This window comes from Ruegeria sp. SAZA006, from assembly GCF_059613465.1.
The window spans coordinates 141,365-157,599 of the sequence record NZ_JBXWSO010000010.1 but is presented as its reverse complement, the minus strand read 5'-3'; the positions used below and the strand labels follow the sequence as shown (position 1 = coordinate 157,599).

Annotated in this window: 16 protein-coding genes; 11 read left to right on the top strand and 5 right to left on the bottom strand. The window is 62.9% G+C overall.

All coding sequences use genetic code 11. The features are described from left to right. Together AC2FNZ_RS10295 and AC2FNZ_RS10290 are read right to left on the bottom strand one after the other, a co-directional pair. On the bottom strand, positions 1-924 hold the full coding sequence (locus tag AC2FNZ_RS10295) for a carbohydrate ABC transporter permease (protein WP_170341260.1): 924 nt from the start codon (positions 922-924) through the stop codon (positions 1-3). 91 nt (positions 925-1,015) lie between these two features. Continuing rightward, positions 1,016-2,275, bottom strand: a complete 1,260-nt coding sequence (locus tag AC2FNZ_RS10290; RefSeq protein ID WP_093963148.1) for an ABC transporter substrate-binding protein — start codon at positions 2,273-2,275, stop codon at positions 1,016-1,018. A 142-nt stretch (positions 2,276-2,417) separates the two neighbouring features. On the opposite strand from AC2FNZ_RS10290, the gene AC2FNZ_RS10285 reads away from it, so the two are divergent. The 6 genes from AC2FNZ_RS10285 to AC2FNZ_RS10260 all read left to right on the top strand — a co-directional run bounded on the left by AC2FNZ_RS10285 (position 2,418) and on the right by AC2FNZ_RS10260 (position 8,591). After that, positions 2,418-3,212, top strand: coding sequence for an IclR family transcriptional regulator (locus tag AC2FNZ_RS10285; protein ID WP_496840506.1), 795 nt, complete (start codon positions 2,418-2,420; stop codon positions 3,210-3,212). Then, a complete protein-coding gene (locus tag AC2FNZ_RS10280; RefSeq protein ID WP_496840505.1) occupies positions 3,209-4,267 on the top strand; it encodes an ABC transporter ATP-binding protein in 1,059 nt (352 codons plus the stop codon). Before AC2FNZ_RS10285 ends, AC2FNZ_RS10280 begins: the two co-directional genes overlap by 4 nt. Positions 4,268-4,437: 170 nt before the next feature. After that, complete coding sequence (locus tag AC2FNZ_RS10275; RefSeq protein WP_496840503.1) at positions 4,438-5,397, top strand: dihydrodipicolinate synthase family protein; 960 nt, start codon at positions 4,438-4,440, stop codon at positions 5,395-5,397. Then, a complete protein-coding gene (locus AC2FNZ_RS10270; RefSeq protein ID WP_496840501.1) occupies positions 5,388-6,323 on the top strand; it encodes a 4-hydroxyproline epimerase in 936 nt (311 codons plus the stop codon). Before AC2FNZ_RS10275 ends, AC2FNZ_RS10270 begins: the two co-directional genes overlap by 10 nt. Then, a complete protein-coding gene (locus tag AC2FNZ_RS10265) occupies positions 6,320-7,558 on the top strand; it encodes an NAD(P)/FAD-dependent oxidoreductase (RefSeq protein ID WP_496833514.1) in 1,239 nt (412 codons plus the stop codon). Before AC2FNZ_RS10270 ends, AC2FNZ_RS10265 begins: the two co-directional genes overlap by 4 nt. A 7-nt stretch (positions 7,559-7,565) precedes the next feature. After that, entirely contained in the window at positions 7,566-8,591 is a 1,026-nt protein-coding gene (locus AC2FNZ_RS10260; RefSeq protein ID WP_093963142.1) for a trans-3-hydroxy-L-proline dehydratase, read from the top strand. Here the strand turns inward: AC2FNZ_RS10260 and AC2FNZ_RS10255 are convergent. Then, positions 8,588-9,604: an Ldh family oxidoreductase gene (locus AC2FNZ_RS10255; RefSeq protein WP_093963141.1), complete on the bottom strand. Its 1,017-nt coding sequence runs from the start codon at positions 9,602-9,604 to the stop codon at positions 8,588-8,590. The genes AC2FNZ_RS10260 and AC2FNZ_RS10255 overlap by 4 nt on opposite strands. 132 nt (positions 9,605-9,736) lie before the next feature. Between AC2FNZ_RS10255 and AC2FNZ_RS10250 the strand changes: the two genes are divergently transcribed. From AC2FNZ_RS10250 to AC2FNZ_RS10235, 4 genes are all read left to right on the top strand, one after another. After that, positions 9,737-10,426 carry a GntR family transcriptional regulator gene (locus AC2FNZ_RS10250; protein WP_496840500.1) on the top strand — a complete coding sequence of 230 codons (690 nt, stop codon included), beginning with the start codon at positions 9,737-9,739 and terminating at the stop codon, positions 10,424-10,426. A gap of 93 nt (positions 10,427-10,519) precedes the next feature. Beyond that, a complete protein-coding gene (locus AC2FNZ_RS10245) occupies positions 10,520-11,062 on the top strand; it encodes an RNA polymerase sigma factor (RefSeq protein WP_496833510.1) in 543 nt (180 codons plus the stop codon). Further along, positions 11,059-11,790, top strand: a complete 732-nt coding sequence (locus AC2FNZ_RS10240; RefSeq protein ID WP_496840498.1) for a hypothetical protein — start codon at positions 11,059-11,061, stop codon at positions 11,788-11,790. Before AC2FNZ_RS10245 ends, AC2FNZ_RS10240 begins: the two co-directional genes overlap by 4 nt. A 55-nt stretch (positions 11,791-11,845) precedes the next feature. Further along, positions 11,846-12,925 (top strand): helix-turn-helix domain-containing protein, encoded by a 1,080-nt coding sequence (locus AC2FNZ_RS10235; RefSeq protein ID WP_496840497.1) that lies wholly within the window; start codon positions 11,846-11,848, stop codon positions 12,923-12,925. On the opposite strand, the gene AC2FNZ_RS10230 is transcribed toward AC2FNZ_RS10235, so the two are convergent. Further along, positions 12,898-13,788, bottom strand: coding sequence for a LysR substrate-binding domain-containing protein (locus tag AC2FNZ_RS10230; RefSeq protein ID WP_496840495.1), 891 nt, complete (start codon positions 13,786-13,788; stop codon positions 12,898-12,900). The two genes, AC2FNZ_RS10235 and AC2FNZ_RS10230, sit on opposite strands and share 28 nt — an antisense overlap. Positions 13,789-13,894: 106 nt before the next feature. Here AC2FNZ_RS10230 and AC2FNZ_RS10225 point away from each other — a divergent pair, with 106 nt between their 5' ends. Beyond that, positions 13,895-14,773 (top strand): phytanoyl-CoA dioxygenase family protein, encoded by an 879-nt coding sequence (locus AC2FNZ_RS10225; protein WP_496840494.1) that lies wholly within the window; start codon positions 13,895-13,897, stop codon positions 14,771-14,773. A gap of 47 nt (positions 14,774-14,820) precedes the next feature. Here the strand turns inward: AC2FNZ_RS10225 and AC2FNZ_RS10220 are convergent, their stop codons facing one another. Further along, positions 14,821-16,125 carry a UDP-glucose dehydrogenase family protein gene (locus AC2FNZ_RS10220; protein ID WP_496840493.1) on the bottom strand — a complete coding sequence of 435 codons (1,305 nt, stop codon included), beginning with the start codon at positions 16,123-16,125 and terminating at the stop codon, positions 14,821-14,823. Between the last annotated feature and the right edge of the window lie 110 nt (positions 16,126-16,235).

Here is a 16,235-nt window from a genome sequence, read left to right as displayed (position 1 = left end):
TCAGTGCCCCTTTTCTTCGCGGTACATCGACCACAGGAAGTAGGCGATGAAGCACAGCATGATCAGGAACAGGATCACGGCGATGGCCGCGCCATAGCCCATGCGGAACCCGTACTCCGACAGGGCGACCTCGAACATGTAATAGGCTAGCACGCGCGAGGATCCGAACGGCCCGCCCTGCGTCATGATCGAGATCAGGTCGAACGAGCGCAGCGCGCCGATGATGGTCACCACGAAGGCGATGAAGGTTGCCGGGCGCAGTTGCGGCAGGATGATATGCCACAGCATCCGCCCGCCCTTGGCGCCGTCCAGCCGGCCGGCCTCGATCTGTTCGGGGTCTACGGCGTTCAGGCCGGTCAGATACAGGATCATGCAATAGGCGGTCTGCGGCCAGAGGCCCGCGAAAATGATGCCGTAGGTTACGAAGCGTTCATCACCCAGGACGTTCACAGGGCCCAGCCCGACCAAGCCCAAAAGCTCGTTCAGCAGCCCGAATGTGGGGTCGTAGAACCAGGTGAAGACCAGCCCGACAACGACCTGGCTGATGACGAAGGGAAAGAAGAACAAGGATTTGTACAACCGGATTCCCCAGACCGTCTGGTTGAGGAACAGTGCGATGAACAGACCAGCCGGGATCGCCAGCAGGTACATGATCAGCCAGATCAGATTGTTCTTCAGCGAGACATAAAAGGCGTCACGGTCGACCCATTCCCAATACAGGTCCTCATAGTTGCGCATACCGACATATTCGGCCGCGCCCAGCCCGTCCCATTCGTAAAGCGACAGGTTGAAGGACTGGAATACGGGGATGATCACGTAGACCATAAAGAACAGCACGCCCGGAGCCAGAAACAGCCAGGGTGCGATACGTTGCTGATTTCTGTGGAACCAGCTTTCGTGTTCGGTGACGTCGACTGCGGTCATGGTCAATCCCGGTTTGGAATGGGCAGGACGGGATCGTGCCCGTCCTGCGTTTGGCTAGGGCGTGGCCGGGGTTGCCCCGGCCACCACCCGATCAGTTGTCGTAGATGCGTTGACGTGCGCGCTCCAGCTTGGCCAGGATGCTGTCCAGGTTGTCCGGCTTGACCATGAATTCCTGGAAGCCTTCCATCGACACTTTGGCCATTTCCGCCGGCGCGTCGCGGTCCCAGAACTGGGCGACGCCGCCAGGGCTGTTGGTCGACAGCATCTTGAAGCCTTCCTGCAGGAACTTGTCGTCATCAACCGAGGATTTGGCGTTGACGGGCAGTTGTCCGAGGTTCTTGCCGTTGTTGATTTCGGTCTGCTCGTCAGCCGAAACAACAAAACGCAGGAACTCGCGCGCGGCTTCTTTGTTCGACGCGTTCGCCGGGATGTGGAACGTGTCGGTCGGCGCATCTTCGGCCAGCTCGACATCGGGGTTGATCGCGACGAACTGGTAGAAGTCCAGCTGGTCGTCGGTCAGACCGGCCTCGCGCAGCGGAGCCACCGCGAAGTTGCCCATCAGATAGGCCGCGGCGTCACCCTGAACCATGAAGGGCAGGGCCTCTTGCCAGCTGTAGGTCTGGTGGTTGTCGATGAACGCGCCCATGTCGATCAGCTGCTTCCAGTTGGCGAAGGTCTGCTTGACCCGGTCGTCTTCCCAGCTGACCTCGCCATTGGCCAGTTGCTGGTGGAAGTCGAAGCCGTTGGTGCGCATGTTCAGGTAGTCGAACCAGCCGCCAGCCGTCCATAGGAACTTGGTGCCGATGGTATAGCAGGCGCGACCCGAGTCGACGATCTTCTGGCAGTTGGCCAGCTCTTCTTCCCAGGTGGTCGGCTCGGACAGGCCCAGCTCGTCAAAGATGTCTTTGCGGTAGTAGACGCCCCACTGATAGTAGGTGTAGGGCACGCCCCACTGCTTGCCGTCGATGGTCATCGCACCCTTGGTCGAGGCCAGGTTTTCGGCGATTTCCGGCTCGGCCCACAGGTCCGATACATCTTCGAACAGTCCGGCCTCGACATAAGGCTTCATGCGGTTGGCCGCGTACCAGGTCGCAACGTCGGGCGTATCCGCCGTCAGGAAGTTGCGGATCTGGGTCTTGTACGCCTCGCGGTCGATGACCGTGGTCTCGATTTCCAAACCCGGGTGCTGAGCCGCGAACCGCTCGATCATCGCTTCCATCGTCGCGCGCGGCGCCGGATTCGATGTGTCGAGGAAGATTCGCAGCTCGCCGGTCAGTTCTGCCGAAACGGGCGCTGCAAGTGCCACACTGGCCGCCAGAGCCGCCGCAGTGCGCTTGAACATGGAATGCATGGTTTCCTCCCTTAGCTTCCATTCAGTGGTTCCAAATAGTGAAACCAAGTTTTATATATTGAAAACTACACATCGAATCGGCTAGGCTTGTCAATACCCTCGCGGCCCGTCCGCAAGGGGAAGTGGAGGAGAAATCAGACCCGTGGCAGGTGACGGAACCATCGGCAAAGCATGTGACGTGCTGGAACAGGTCGCGGCGTTCGGCCGGCCTGTGCGGTTTGCCGAATTGCTGGAAAGCAGCAGCTTTCCCAAGGCGTCCCTGTACCGGTTTCTGCAGGCGCTGACCAATCAGGGCATGTTGTCTTACGACCCAGACCGGCAGACCTATTCGCCCGGCCTGCGGCTGGTGCGGCTGGCGCATTCGGCCTGGACGCAAAGCTCGCTGGCGCCGATCGCGCGGCCGATCCTGGATGCGCTCAGCCTGGAAACCGGCGAGACGGTGCACCTCGCGCAGCTGGATTCGAGCCAAGTTCTGTATGTGGACAAGCGCAATGCCAAGAACCCGGTCGAGATGTATTCCGAGGCCGGAAAAGTTGGCCCGGCTTATTGCACCGGTGTGGGAAAGGCGATGCTCGCCTTTCTGGATGATGACCGGCTGGACAAGGCGATCTCGCAGCAAAGCTTTCACCGCTTTACCGACAAGACGCTGACCTCGGAGGAGGTGCTGCGGGCGGATTTGGCCCGGATCCGCGAACGGGGGTTCGCCATGGATGATGAAGAGCACGAGCCCGGCATCATCTGCGTGGCCTGTCCGATCCTGACATCGGGCGGGCGGGTGCTGGGGGCGATCTCGATTACCGGATCGACCCAGCGCATGGATTTCGACCAGTTGAAGAAATGGGTCCCTCGGGTTCGGCGATCGGCCGACCAGATCGGGGCTGAAGCCGAAGCATGGCGGTTCCCCGAGGGCCGCAAGGACAGGATGCAAGCATCATGACAGGCGTTACCCTGAAGGGCGCAATCAAGCGTTATGGCCAGACCCAGGTCATTCACGGCATTGATCTGGAAATCGAGGACGGCGAGTTCTGCGTTTTCGTCGGGCCGTCGGGCTGTGGCAAATCCACCCTGTTGCGGATGATCGCCGGGCTGGAGGAAACCACCGAGGGCGAAATCCGTATCGGTCAGCGCGATGTGACCCACATGGACCCGGCCAAGCGCAGTGTCGCGATGGTGTTTCAGACCTACGCCCTGTATCCGCACATGTCCGTGGCCGAGAACATGGGCTTTGGTCTGCGCATGAACGGTGTGCCCAAGGCCGAGATCGACAAGAAGGTGGCCGAAGCGTCGGAAATCTTGAAACTGGACCCGTATCTCAAGCGCAAGCCCAAGGCCCTGTCGGGTGGCCAGCGTCAGCGGGTCGCCATCGGCCGGGCCATCGTCCGCGGCCCCGAGGTTTTCTTGTTTGACGAGCCGCTGTCGAACCTCGATGCCGAGTTGCGCGTGGAAATGCGGGTTGAGATCGCCCGTCTGCACCAGGAGATCGGCGCGACGATGATCTACGTCACCCACGACCAGGTCGAGGCGATGACCATGGCCGACAAGATCGTCGTGCTGCGCGATGGTCGGATCGAGCAGGTCGGCGCTCCGATGGATCTGTATCGCGACCCCGACAACCGGTTCGTGGCGGGGTTCATCGGCTCGCCCGCAATGAACTTTTTGGAATGCGATGTCGTCGATGGAACGGTGCGTCACCCCGCTCTGACGGACTCGATCCCCGTCACCAATGGCGTGCCGACCGATGCCAGGAAGGTGATCCTGGGGATCCGTCCGGAACATATTGCCGTGGATCGATCCGGCGACACCTGTACTGTCGATCTGACCGAGGCGCTTGGCGGCGTCTCCTACAGTTATTTGCTGACGCCCAACGGCGACAAGTTGATCGTCGAAGAGCGGGACGACCAGCGCAGCAAAACGGGAGAACGGATCGGAATCTCGGTCCGGCCTGAACGGGCCATGCTGTTCGACCCGGAAAGCGGGATGCGGTTGCGCTGAACCGCTGTTCAGTTGGAAAGTGTCAACGCGCCGGGCAATCTGCCTGGCGCGTTTTTCTTTTGTCAGACGAATCGGATGGATTTTGGATACAAAAACCGATACTGCGGGACTGAGACAGTAAATCTGACCGCCCGGCGATGGACGCGGGCAACTTGGAAAGGATCGGCCACATGTCACCCGACGTCTTTACCGGCACCATGCCGGCGCTCATGACCCCTTGTACGCCCGACCGTCAGCCCGACTTTGACGCCTTGGTGCGAAAGGGCCAGCAGATGATCGAGGCGGGCATGTCCGCGGTCGTCTACTGCGGGTCGATGGGCGACTGGCCACTGCTGACCGACGAACAGCGGATGGAAGGGGTCGAGCGGTTGGTCGGCGCGGGCCTGCCCGTGGTGGTGGGCACCGGGGCGGTCAACACGCAATCCGCCGTGGCGCATGCGGCGCATGCGCAAAAGGTGGGTGCTGCGGGGCTGATGGTTATCCCCCGGGTTCTGTCGCGCGGCAGTTCGGTCATGGCACAGCGCAACCATTTCAAGGCCATCCTGGCGGCGGCACCGGATATTCCGGCGGTCATCTACAACAGTCCGCATTACGGGTTTGCCACCCGCGCCGACCTTTTCTTTGCGCTGCGGGCCGAGCACTCCAATCTGGTGGGCTTCAAGGAATTCGGTGGCAAGGACGATCTGCGATACGCGGCTGAGAACATTACCAGCCGCGATGATCAGGTGACGCTGATGGTGGGGGTCGATACGGCGGTCTATCATGGCATCGTCAATTGCGACGCAACCGGCGCAATCACCGGCATCGGCAACGTACTGCCCAAAGAGGTTCTGCTGCTTACCGCTTTGTCGAAAAAAGCGGCTTCTGGCAGCGCCGAGGCTCGCCAGCGCGCGCAGGAGTTGACAGAGGCCATCCACGTGCTGTCCAGTTTCGATGAAGGCCCCGATCTGGTTCTGTACTACAAGCACCTTCTGGTGCTGAACGGCGAGGAAGAGTACCGCTTGCACTTCAATGAAACCGACGCGCTGACGGATGCGCAGCGCCACTATTGCGAACAGCAGTACGGCTTGTTCCGCGCCTGGTTTGCAGACTGGTCAAGGCAAGGCGGGGTGATTGCCACGTGCATGTGATCGACAGCCATACCGGCGGAGAGCCCACGCGCGTGATTCTGGACGGCGCGCCCGATCTGGGCAGCGGTCCTCTGTCCGCGCGCGCAGGGCTTTTGGCGACCCAGCACCGCCCGTTCTGGCGCTCGGTCATGCTGGAGCCGCGCGGTCAGCCAGCGATGGTGGGGGCGCTGCTGGTGCCTCCGGTCGATCCGTCCTGCGTGACGGGGGTGATCTATTTCGACGTGGATGCGGTGCTTGGCATGTGCGGGCATGGCACGATCGGGTTGACCGTGACGCTGGCCTATCTGGGGCGGATCGGTGTTGGTTCGCACCGGATCGAAACGCCCGCGGGTGTGGTCACGGTGGAGCTGCACGATCCCAACACAGTGACGGTGACCAACATAGAAAGCCGGCGGGTGCATCAGGCCGTTACGATCGAGGTTCCGGATTTCGAGCCGGTTACAGGTGATGTGGCCTATGGCGGCAATTGGTTCTTTATCGTCGATCCCAGCCCGGTGCCGGTCGAGCCCGCGAACATCCGACAACTGACCGATCTGGGCGTCGCCATTCGGCAGGCCTCGGTCGCGCAGGGCGTGGGCGGCGAAGCAGGCGAGCCGATCGATCATGTGATTTTTCAGGAGGCCGCACCGGACCCTGTCGTGCACAGCCGAAACTTCGTTCTGTGCCCCGATGACGCCTATGACCGCTCGCCCTGCGGCACAGGCAGTTCGGCGCGGTTGGCGTGTCTGGCGGCTGACGGGCGCTTGGCGCCGGGTGAAGAAATCGTACAGGCCAGCGTCATCGGCAGCCCCTATCGGCTGTCCTATCAGCCGGGTCCGAACGGCGGGGTGATCCCCTCGATCACCGGTCAGGCTTTCGTGATGGCCGAAAGCCGCCTGATTTTTGATCCCGCCGATCCTTTCCGTTCGGGTATAGAGATCACATGAAGAAAGATGTCATCGTCATAGGTGCCGGCGTCGTTGGTATCAGCGCGGCGCTGGAATTGCAGCGTCGGGGTTACACGGTTCAGGTACTGGACCGCGAAGGCGTGGCCGCGGGCAGTTCGGCGGGGAATGCCGGGGCGTTCGCCTTCCCCGAGGTCGAACCTCTGGCCACCCCAGGGATCATGAAGAAGGCCCCGAAATGGCTGCTCGATCCGTTGGGGCCGCTGTCGATCCCGCCCGCTTATGCCCTGCAGATCGCGCCGTGGATGTGGCGGTTCTGGCGGGCCAGCCGCCCCAGCCGTTACCAGGCGTTGGTCGCCGCGCAGGCCAGCCTGATGCGCCTGTGCCAGGCCGCGACCGAACGGCAGATCGCCGATACGGGTGGCGAGGCGATGATGCAGCGCGACGGGCAGTTGCAATTGTACGAAAGCGCGGCCGAGTTCCGCGCCGCTTTGCCCACGTGGGAGCTGCGTCGCCAGCATGGCATCGCCTTCGATCTGCTGGAAAGCCCCGAAGCGATCGCCGAGATTCAGCCCGGGCTCAGCCCGCGTTTTACCCATGCCGGGTTCACGCCGCACTGGTGGAATACCGTCGATCCCAAACGCTGGGTCGAGCATCTGGCACAGGTGTTCCGCGACCGTGGCGGGGTGATCGAGACGCGCCCCGTGCGCGCGCTGGAGCTGTCGGACACGGGCGTCTGGGTGCGCTTCGATCAGGGTGCGGCGGATGCCAGCAAGGTCGTGGTGGCCGCTGGGGCATGGTCGCACCACCTGACCCGCACGGTGGGCGACTGGATTCCGCTGGAGACCGAGCGCGGCTACAACACGACCCTGCCGCCGGGCGCGTTCGACCTGCGGCTGCACCTGGCGTTCTCGCGGCATGCCTTCGTGGCCACAAAGATCAACGGCGGTGTACGCATTGGCGGCGCGGTTGAACTGGGCGGGCTTGACCTGCCGCCCAATTACAAGCGCGCCGATACCTTGCTGAACAAGGCGCGCCAGTTCCTGCCGGGGTTGAAGACCGAAGGCGGGACGCAGTGGATGGGGTTCCGTCCCTCGCTGCCCGACAGCATTCCGGTGATCGGGCGGTCTTCGAAATCGCCGAACCTGGTCTATGCTTTCGGGCACGGCCATCTGGGCCTGACCCAGTCGGCCGGCACCGCCGAGCTGGTGGGCGCGCTGGTCGACGGCACCGATCCGGCCATCCCGGTCGATCCCTTCGCCGCCACCCGGTTCTGAGCGGGTGATGCGCAGCAGCAAGACCATCCACGTGATCTCGGCCCATGCCGAGGGTGAGGTGGGCGACGTAATCGTCGGCGGCGTCGCCCCGCCGCCCGGCGACACGATCTGGGCGCAACGCAGCTTCATCGCCCGCGACCAGACCCTGCGCAACTTCGTGTTGAACGAGCCGCGCGGCGGCGTGTTCCGCCATGTCAACCTGCTGGTGCCGCCCAAACACCCCGATGCCGACGCCGCCTTCATCATCATGGAGCCCGAGGACACCCCGCCCATGTCCGGCTCGAACTCGATCTGCGTGGCGACGGTGCTGCTGGACGGGGGCATCCTGCCGATGACCGAGCCGGAGACCCACCTGACGCTCGAGGCGCCGGGCGGGCTGGTGCAGGTGCGGGCCGAATGCCGCAACGGTAAGGCCGAACGGATCTTCGTCCAGAACCTGCCCAGCTTTGCCGACCGCCTCGCCGCGCCGCTCGAGGTCGAGGGGCTGGGGGCCCTGACGGTGGACACCGCCTATGGCGGGGACAGTTTCGTGGTGGTCGACGCGGCGGCGCTGGGGCTGCGCATCACCGAGGACGAGGCCGCCGACATCGCCCGCCTGGGGGTGGCGATCACCGATGCCGCCAATGCGCAGCTGGGCTTCGCGCATCCCGAAAACCCGGATTGGAACCACATCTCGTTCTGCGCGTTCTGCGGACCGTTGACTGAAACCGAAACCGGCCTGACTGGCCGATCCGCGGTGGCGATCCAGCCCGGCAAGGTCGACCGCTCGCCCACCGGCACGGCCGTTTCGGCCCGCATGGCGCTGATGGCCGCGCGGGGGCAGATGCGCCCGGGCCAGAGCTTTGAGGCCGTCTCGATCATCGGTTCGCGGTTTACCGGCCGTATACTCGGCACAACCCATGTTGGCGACCGCCCCGCCATTCTGCCCGAGATCTCGGGCCGCGGATGGATCACCGGCATCCACCAGCACATGCTGGACCCCGACGACCCCTGGCCGCAAGGCTACCGCCTGCGCGACACCTGGGGGCGCTAGTCCAGAAGGGCCAGCAGGTCGTGATGCAGTTGCGCGGAAACCTCGGCATATCCCCGGGCGGTGTTGCGCGCGCGGGCGGCAAAGCGGCGCTGTGACGGCAGGCGCGCGCCCTGATCAAGGATATCGGCGAACAGGCGCTCGGCCCGCGCGTCGTTGGCCTGTCGCCGCCCGCCGCTGAACTGGTCGGGGTCGAAGGCGATGATGATGTCGCCGTGGTATGGCGCGCCGCCTGTTCCTTGGGCGAACTCCATGCTCTCGAGGCTGGTCAGGTCGTCGATCAGCGGGCCGGCCAGAAGCTCGATCATGATCGACAGGGCCGAGCCCTTGTAGCCGCCGAAGGTCAGCATCGCGCCGTCCAGCGCCGCTTGCGGATCGGTCGTGGCGTTGCCGTCCTTGTCGATCGCCACGCCTTCGGGCAGGGGTTTGCCCGCGCGCTTGTACAGCTCGATCTCGCCGCGGGCGAAGGCGCTGGTGGCGAAATCGAAGGTGAACGGGTCCTTGCCCATGCGTGGCCAGCTGAAGGCCAGCGGGTTGGTACCCAGGCTGCCGCGTGTGCCCCCCGCAGGGGCCACCCAGGAATGGCTGGGTACCATCGCCATGGCCGCAAGCCCCTCGGCCGACAGGGCCTCGACCTCGGGCCACAGCGCCGAGAAATGAAAACAGCGGTTGATCGCCATGGCCGCGATCCCGTGGGTGCGGGTCTTCTCGACCAGATGCGGCAGGCCTTTCTGGAACGCCAGCAACGACATGCCGCCCTGCGCGTCGACACGGACGATGGCATTGTCCGAGGGGGCGACCTGGGGCTGCGCATGGCCGTCGATCTTGCCGGCCTGCATGGTCTGGGCGCACATGAACAGGCGAAACAGCCCGTGCGACTGGCAATCGTCCATTTGGCAGGTGGTCAAAAGTTCCGCGATCGCCTGAGCGTGGTCAGGGCCATAACCCACATGGGACAGAACCTTCAGGCTCAGGTCGGTCATTTCTTCGGGCGTCAGCCGTACCGTTTCGCTCATGGTCCGTCCCTCGGTTTGATCTCAGTTGCCAAATGGGTAGCGGGGAACCCTAGCCCTGTTCAACCCAATAGGCGGTTGGAAAAGCGGCACGGGGCGGATATTTGTATCCAAAATGCAAATGCGGACAGACCCTTGGCAGCAAAACGTGCAATCACCCGTCAAAGCCTTCCCGATGCAATCGCGTCCGACTTGCGTGAACGCATTCTCAGCGGTGATCTGGCGGAAGGCGAAACCATCCGTCAGGAGGCAATGGCCGAAGACTATGACGTGTCGCGCATGCCGGTGCGCGAGGCGCTGAAACAGCTTGATGCCGAAGGTCTGGTGCAGCTGACGAACAATCGCGGGGCACGGGTCACGCGCCATTCCCTGTCCGAAATCGGCGAGATCTTCGACCTGCGGTCGCTGTTGGAGACCGACCTGTTCCGTCGGGCAATTCCGCAGATGATCCAATCTGACTTCGCGCGCTGCGAACACCTGTTGGAGCAGATGGAGGCCTCGTACGACGCCAATGACGTCAGCCGGTGGGGCGCGCTGAACTATCAGTACCACTCGGCCCTCTACGCGGCCGCGAACCGAAGCCTGACCAACGAGCTGCTGCACCGCGTGAGTCTTCAGTCGGACCGGTACATCCGAATGCATCTCAGTGTGATGCAACAACGCGAACCGGCCCGCAAAGAGCATCGCGAATTGCTGCGCCTCGCCCGGGATGGGCAGGTCGAGCAGGCCTGTGCGCTTCTGTCCGCGCATATCGGACGAACCAAGGACCAACTGCTGGCGCTGGTGGCTGCCAAGCGAGCGTCCGAGGAGGCGATCGGACGCTGACGCCAAGCGACCGTAAAGAAAGCGTTTTCAATTCTTCTCTGTCTGTGCCAGTTCTGGCGTCGTGGGATGCGTGCCTTAACATGGATCGACCAAGTGCCCAGTGATGACCTCAACAGTTCGGAACAGGCCGTGCGTCAGGCGATTGGGGCGTATTCCAGACGTGTCTGGCGGTTTGCGCTGGCTCTGTCGGGGGCGCAGGATGTTGCCGACGACCTGACCCAGGCCACTTGCCTGCGTGCGTTGGAGCGAAGCCATCAGGTGACGCATACTGATCGGTTGGATTCGTGGTTGATGACGATCTGCCGGTCGATCTGGTTGAACGAACTGCGGGCGCGGACCGTGCGCAAGTCCCAGGGGTTGGCCACAACGCCGGACGCCGAATTGATCGCGCCGGGTACCGACGCCGAAATGAATATTTTTGCGCGGGAAGTGTTTACACAGGTGATGCAACTGCCCGAGGCACAACGCGAAACAGTCATGCTGGTCTTTGTCGAGGGCTACAGCTATCGCGAGGCCGCCGCGTTGCTGGAGGTTCCGATTGGTACGATCATGAGCCGGCTTTCCAATGCCCGCAAGAAACTGCAAGCTGCGATGCCGCAGGATGCCAGTGCGTCCGACCGACGGAGGGACTCATGACCTTTTCCGACGATACGCTAAAGGCCTATCTGCAAGGCTCATTGGGGTCTGAGGAGAGCGATGCCATAGAGGCCGCTGTTGAGGATGATCCGGAACTGGAACAGCGCCTGATGGATCTGGATCCGATTGCGCCGGTGGTTCGCGAGGTGTTCCGTGACATTCCCGCCGCCGCGCCACAAGTTGAACTGCCGCCTAGGATTCCGGCTTCGGCGGGGCCCTGGCGCCTGTTGGGCGTCGCGGCTGCCGCGGCCGTGTTGGCCGTATCTCTGACATTTTGGCTGACCCGCCCACAACCGATGGGATGGGCAGAACAGGCGGCCTTGTATCAATCGCTTTACACGCCGGATTCGATTGCAACGCTCGAATACCCGCCGGCGGTCGTCGACGCCCAGATCTCATTGGCCGAAGAGAAACTGGGCCGCCCGCTGAACCGGGATTCGCTTGAAGGTTTGCCTGGGCTGGAACTGAAGGCCGCGCAGGTTTTGTCCTTCAAGGGCAAACCATTGGTTCAGATCGTTTTTGCCGACGCTGATGGCAATCCCTTTGCGCTGTGCGTGATCCGTCAGGGCGATGGCGCGCCGAATGCAGCGTTGAAGCAGGAAGTCCTGAGCGGGCTTGCAACGGCCCGGTGGGCGAGGGACGGATACGGATACATGCTGTTGGGGAACAGGCCGGACAGCGATTTGACCGTGCAACTGGATTATCTGGCTCAGACATTCGCCGGCTGAGCCGCCTTGCGCGAAACCTCTTGTGAACCGGTGCGATTGGCCGAACAATGCTGGCATGACGACCAAGGCCACGAACCCGGACCCCGACGAGGACGATGTCATGGACGGTCCGCGCAGTATCTATGACGTCGACCCGCCGGACGACGAAGACCTTTGGTTTCTGCCGCCCGAAGATGTAGTGGCGCCCGAGGACATGTTGCCGCCGGGTCCGCGTGCCGATCGGGGCGCTTTGTTCGACCCACGGGACTGGCGCGCCGCCCAAGCTGAAGTGGCGCAGGGATTGGCGGATCTGGCCTTGACCTTCGGGGCGCTGGACGAGCGGCTGCGCAGTGGTCCAAAGGGGTGGACCCACCGGCTGGCCCTGATGGACGTATCCGACCTGGGGTGGTGGACCGGTGACCGGATCAGTGTTGATCGGCTTGCCCTGTGGACCGGATTGCGCATCGGAGCCACCGGGGACGATGTGCAAGCATTGTTTCGGGCGGGTTGGGCGGTTCGGCGACTGACGTCGGGCGCGGGGCCGTCGGACGGCGGCTGGCAATCGGGACTGGCCGCATTTCTGGACCGGATGGCACAGGGGATAGACGAAGTCCCAGAGGCGGTCGCGGACTTGGCCGAAGTGATGGACAGCGCGCAAGCCCTGCACCCTGTCACGCAGTCGGCCATTGCCTTTCACGCGTGGCGCGCGCTGTCGCAGGGAATGGGACAGGATACCGAAGCAGCGGTGATCGCTGCGCGGCATGCGGCCACGATGGGTCGGGGCGGGGCATTGTTCATGCCCTTGGCATTGTCGGGCCCCGGGGCGCTGCGCGGCATCGGCTCGCCGGAGGAAAAACTCAACGTTTGGGTTCGGGGGGCAGGGCAGGCAGCCTTGGCCGCGCTGCTGCATCTGGATCGCGTCAGCGCGTGGGAGGCCCGGGCACGCGAGGCCACCACGAATCTCAGCGGGCGGACGCCGCCGGTCCTGATCGATGTGCTGACCGCGTGGCCCATGGTATCTGCGCCATTGGCCGAGGAGTTGACGCAGGCATCGCGTGCAGCCGTGCAGCGCAATCTCGACAAGTTCACCGAACGTGGGTTGATCCGCGAAGTGACCGGGCAGGGCCGTTATCGGGTCTGGGCTGCCGGGCTATAGTCCAGCAACCACTCGCGGAACGCACGCGCGGGCGGCCGCAAGGTGGCCCGCGACGGGTAGATCAGGTGGTAGGCATCCCGGCCCGGCACGGCCACCTCGGGCAGACACGGCACCAGGCCCGACATCCGCATGATCCGGTCAGACGCGGGCGCGCGGGCCAGGGCGATCCCGACCCCTTGCGCGGATAGCTCGGCCGCCATCACCGAGTTGTCCGCGAAGAAATACTGGGCCTGCCCGGCCGGCAGCCTGAGGGTTTCGAAAACGTGCGGCCAGCTGGCCCTGTGGGTCGAAACCTCGATCAGCGGAAACCGGGCCAGATCCAGTGGAGTGCGGATCTGTTCGGCAATGTCCGGTGGCGCCACGGGAAAAAGGGTCTCGGTCAACAGCATGTCACCCTCGGCCCCGAACAGCGTCGGGTTGCCGAACACGATCTGCAGGTCGGTAAAACGATTGGCGAAGTCGGCGATCCGGTTCCCCGTCGTCAGGGACAGGTTGATCTGAGGATGGGATTCTTGGAACTGGGTCAGGCCGGCCGCAAGCACCCCTTGCGCGAACAACAACACGGATTGGACATACAGCCGTTGGTCCCGGGTCTGGCCGAACAGGCCAGTAGTGGCCGATTCCAGCATCACCAGCGATTGCTGCACGACCGGCAGATAGGCCCGCCCGGCCTCGGTCAAAGTGACGGCATGGGCATGTCGATGAAACAGCGGTGTCCCCAGACGAGTTTCCAGCGCCTTGACCTGCTGGCTGACGGCGGCGGCCGACATGTTCAGCTGGGCGGCAGCACGGGCAAAGCTCTCGGTTCGGGCCGCGGCCTCGAAAACGCGCAGCCAGTTGAGAGAGGGGATGCGGGTCGACATGGCAACCAGGCTAAGCTGAACTTATCCTGACAGGCAAGGCTTTGCGTTCTCGTCGCAAGACCGGTTCGGCTAGGCTGTGCGTGAACCGATCCGAAAAGGTGCACCCATGCCCGACATCCAAGACCTGGCCCGGCACAAACTGACCCCATCGCAAGCAGCGCAATACTGGGAAGACGGCTTCCTGTTTCCGCTGGATATTCTGTCTGCTGACGAGGCCGCGCAGGTGCGCTCGGAACTCGAACAGATTGAACGCGACTGGATGGCCGCCGATCTGCCTCTACCGCTGAATACCTACAAGCGCGTGAATTCACACCTCGTCATGCCGCTGGCGGCGCGACTGGCTATGGATCCGCGTATACTGGATGCCGTCGAAGGCGTCTTGGGTCCGGACATCATGATCTGGTCGGCCGAGTTTTTCATCAAAGAGCCGCGCACCGTCCAGACGGTTGGCATGCATCAGGACCTGACCTATTGGGGGATGGGCGAGACCCCGGATCAGGTTACGGCCTGGCTGGCCCTGTCGCCGGCAACCGTGGAAAGCGGCTGCATGGATTTTGTCCGGGGCAGCCACAAGAACCCAATACTTCCGCACAATGACACCTATTCCGAAACCAACCTGTTGTCGCGCGGGCAAGAGATTGCGGTCGAAGTGGCCGAGGAAGACAAAACCCATATCGAACTGGCGCCCGGACAGATGTCACTGCACCACGGGCTGACCATTCATGGCTCGGGTCCGAACCGGTCGGACGATCGACGTATCGGGATGGCCATCCGCTATATCAGCCCGAATGCGAAGCAGTTGGTGGCGGACTGCGACTACGCGATGGTCGCGCGCGGAGAGGACCGGCAGGGAAACTTCATCCATGTCGATCCGCCCGTCACCCTGTTTTCTGACGAGTCGCTTGCCCTGTACGAACAGGTGCGGCGCGATCTGGGCAAGGCGCTGGCAGCTGGGGCCAAGGCCACCGTTCCACTCTATGATTGAGCCGGGTTCGAAACCCAAAAGCCAGGAGAGGCCAGGGGATTGGACGCTTAGCGCCCAACCCCGACATAGGTTTCGAAACCGGATTTCTTGACCTTGTCGCGTGAATAGATGTTGCGCAGGTCGACCATGCGTGGAGATTTCATCTCAGCGGCCATCTGCATCAGGTTCAGCGCGCGGAACTCGTTCCATTCGGTCAACAGCACCACTGCGTCCGCGTCCTTGGCTGCGGCATACGGGTCTTCGACCCACTCTACACCCGGCAGCAGAGCCTCACCCTCGGACCGGCCCTGAGGGTCGACCACGCGAACTTTGGCGCCGCCACCGATCAGGGCGGGCACGATGGTCAGTGATGGAGCATCGCGCATGTCGTCGGTGTTGGGTTTGAACGTCACCCCAAGAACCGCCACGGTCTTGCCGTTGAAACTGTCGTCGCAGGCTTCGCGGATCTTTGCGATCATGCGTTTTTTGACCTCATCATTCACGCGCATGACGGTTTCGGTGATCTGCATTGGAAAGGCATGTTCCTGCCCGATCCGCGCAAGCGCCGCGGTGTCCTTGGGAAAGCATGATCCACCGTAACCGGGGCCGGCATGCAGGAACTTGTTTCCGATACGCCCATCCAAGCCGATGCCGCGCGCCACTTCCTTGACGTCGCCACCGACCCGCTCGCACAGGCCTGCGATTTCGTTGATGAATGTGATTTTAGTGGCGAGAAAGGCGTTTGCCGCGTATTTGATCATTTCGGCGCTTTCCAGATCCGTCGTCAGGATCGGAAAATCGCGCAGGTAAAGTGGGCGGTAGATTTCGGCCATCACCTCGGCGGCGCGGTCGTTCTCGACCCCTACAACGACGCGGTCCGGACGCATGAAATCGTCGATCGCGGCGCCTTCGCGCAGGAATTCCGGGTTCGAGGCGACATCAAAGTCGGCTTTGGGGTTGGCTGCCGCGACAACTTCCTGAACCTTGCGGTTGGTCCCGACCGGAACCGTGGATTTGGTCACCACCACGGTGTAGCCATCCATCGCACGGGCGATTTCCTCGGCCGCTGCCATCACATAGGTCAGATCCGCATGGCCGTCGCCGCGGCGGGTCGGAGTCCCTACAGCGATAAAGACGGCATCCGCGCCCTTCACCGCATTCGCCAGATCGGTGGTAAAGCTCAGCCGGCCGGCGGCTACGTTCTTGGCCATCAGAACATCCAGCCCCGGTTCGTAGATCGGAACCTTTCCGGCCTGCAGCATCTGGATCTTAGCTTCGGCCTTGTCGACGCAAATGACGTCATGGCCGAAATCCGAGAAGCACACACCCGACACCAGACCCACATATCCGGTGCCGATCATCGCAATACGCATTATTCAAATTCCCTTGTTACCAATGCCACCTCGGGCGGCCACACATTCGGAGAAACTTCCGCCGGTTTCAATGCCTGACAGTGGCCTCGGGTTGCATTCCATGACATCTT

Excerpts from the sequence above, each read along its gene's own strand:
- AC2FNZ_RS10295 (WP_170341260.1), bottom strand. The coding sequence starts at position 924 with ATGACCGCAGTCGACGTCACCGAACACGAAAGCTGGTTCCACAGAAAT.
- AC2FNZ_RS10290 (WP_093963148.1), bottom strand. The coding sequence starts at position 2,275 with ATGCATTCCATGTTCAAGCGCACTGCGGCGGCTCTGGCGGCCAGTGTG.
- AC2FNZ_RS10280 (WP_496840505.1), top strand. The coding sequence starts at position 3,209 with ATGACAGGCGTTACCCTGAAGGGCGCAATCAAGCGTTATGGCCAGACC.
- AC2FNZ_RS10275 (WP_496840503.1), top strand. The coding sequence starts at position 4,438 with ATGTCACCCGACGTCTTTACCGGCACCATGCCGGCGCTCATGACCCCT.
- AC2FNZ_RS10265 (WP_496833514.1), top strand. The coding sequence starts at position 6,320 with ATGAAGAAAGATGTCATCGTCATAGGTGCCGGCGTCGTTGGTATCAGC.
- AC2FNZ_RS10260 (WP_093963142.1), top strand. The coding sequence starts at position 7,566 with ATGCGCAGCAGCAAGACCATCCACGTGATCTCGGCCCATGCCGAGGGT.
- AC2FNZ_RS10255 (WP_093963141.1), bottom strand. The coding sequence starts at position 9,604 with ATGAGCGAAACGGTACGGCTGACGCCCGAAGAAATGACCGACCTGAGC.
- AC2FNZ_RS10240 (WP_496840498.1), top strand. The coding sequence starts at position 11,059 with ATGACCTTTTCCGACGATACGCTAAAGGCCTATCTGCAAGGCTCATTG.
- AC2FNZ_RS10235 (WP_496840497.1), top strand. The coding sequence starts at position 11,846 with ATGACGACCAAGGCCACGAACCCGGACCCCGACGAGGACGATGTCATG.
- AC2FNZ_RS10230 (WP_496840495.1), bottom strand. The coding sequence starts at position 13,788 with ATGTCGACCCGCATCCCCTCTCTCAACTGGCTGCGCGTTTTCGAGGCC.
- AC2FNZ_RS10225 (WP_496840494.1), top strand. The coding sequence starts at position 13,895 with ATGCCCGACATCCAAGACCTGGCCCGGCACAAACTGACCCCATCGCAA.
- AC2FNZ_RS10220 (WP_496840493.1), bottom strand. The coding sequence starts at position 16,125 with ATGCGTATTGCGATGATCGGCACCGGATATGTGGGTCTGGTGTCGGGT.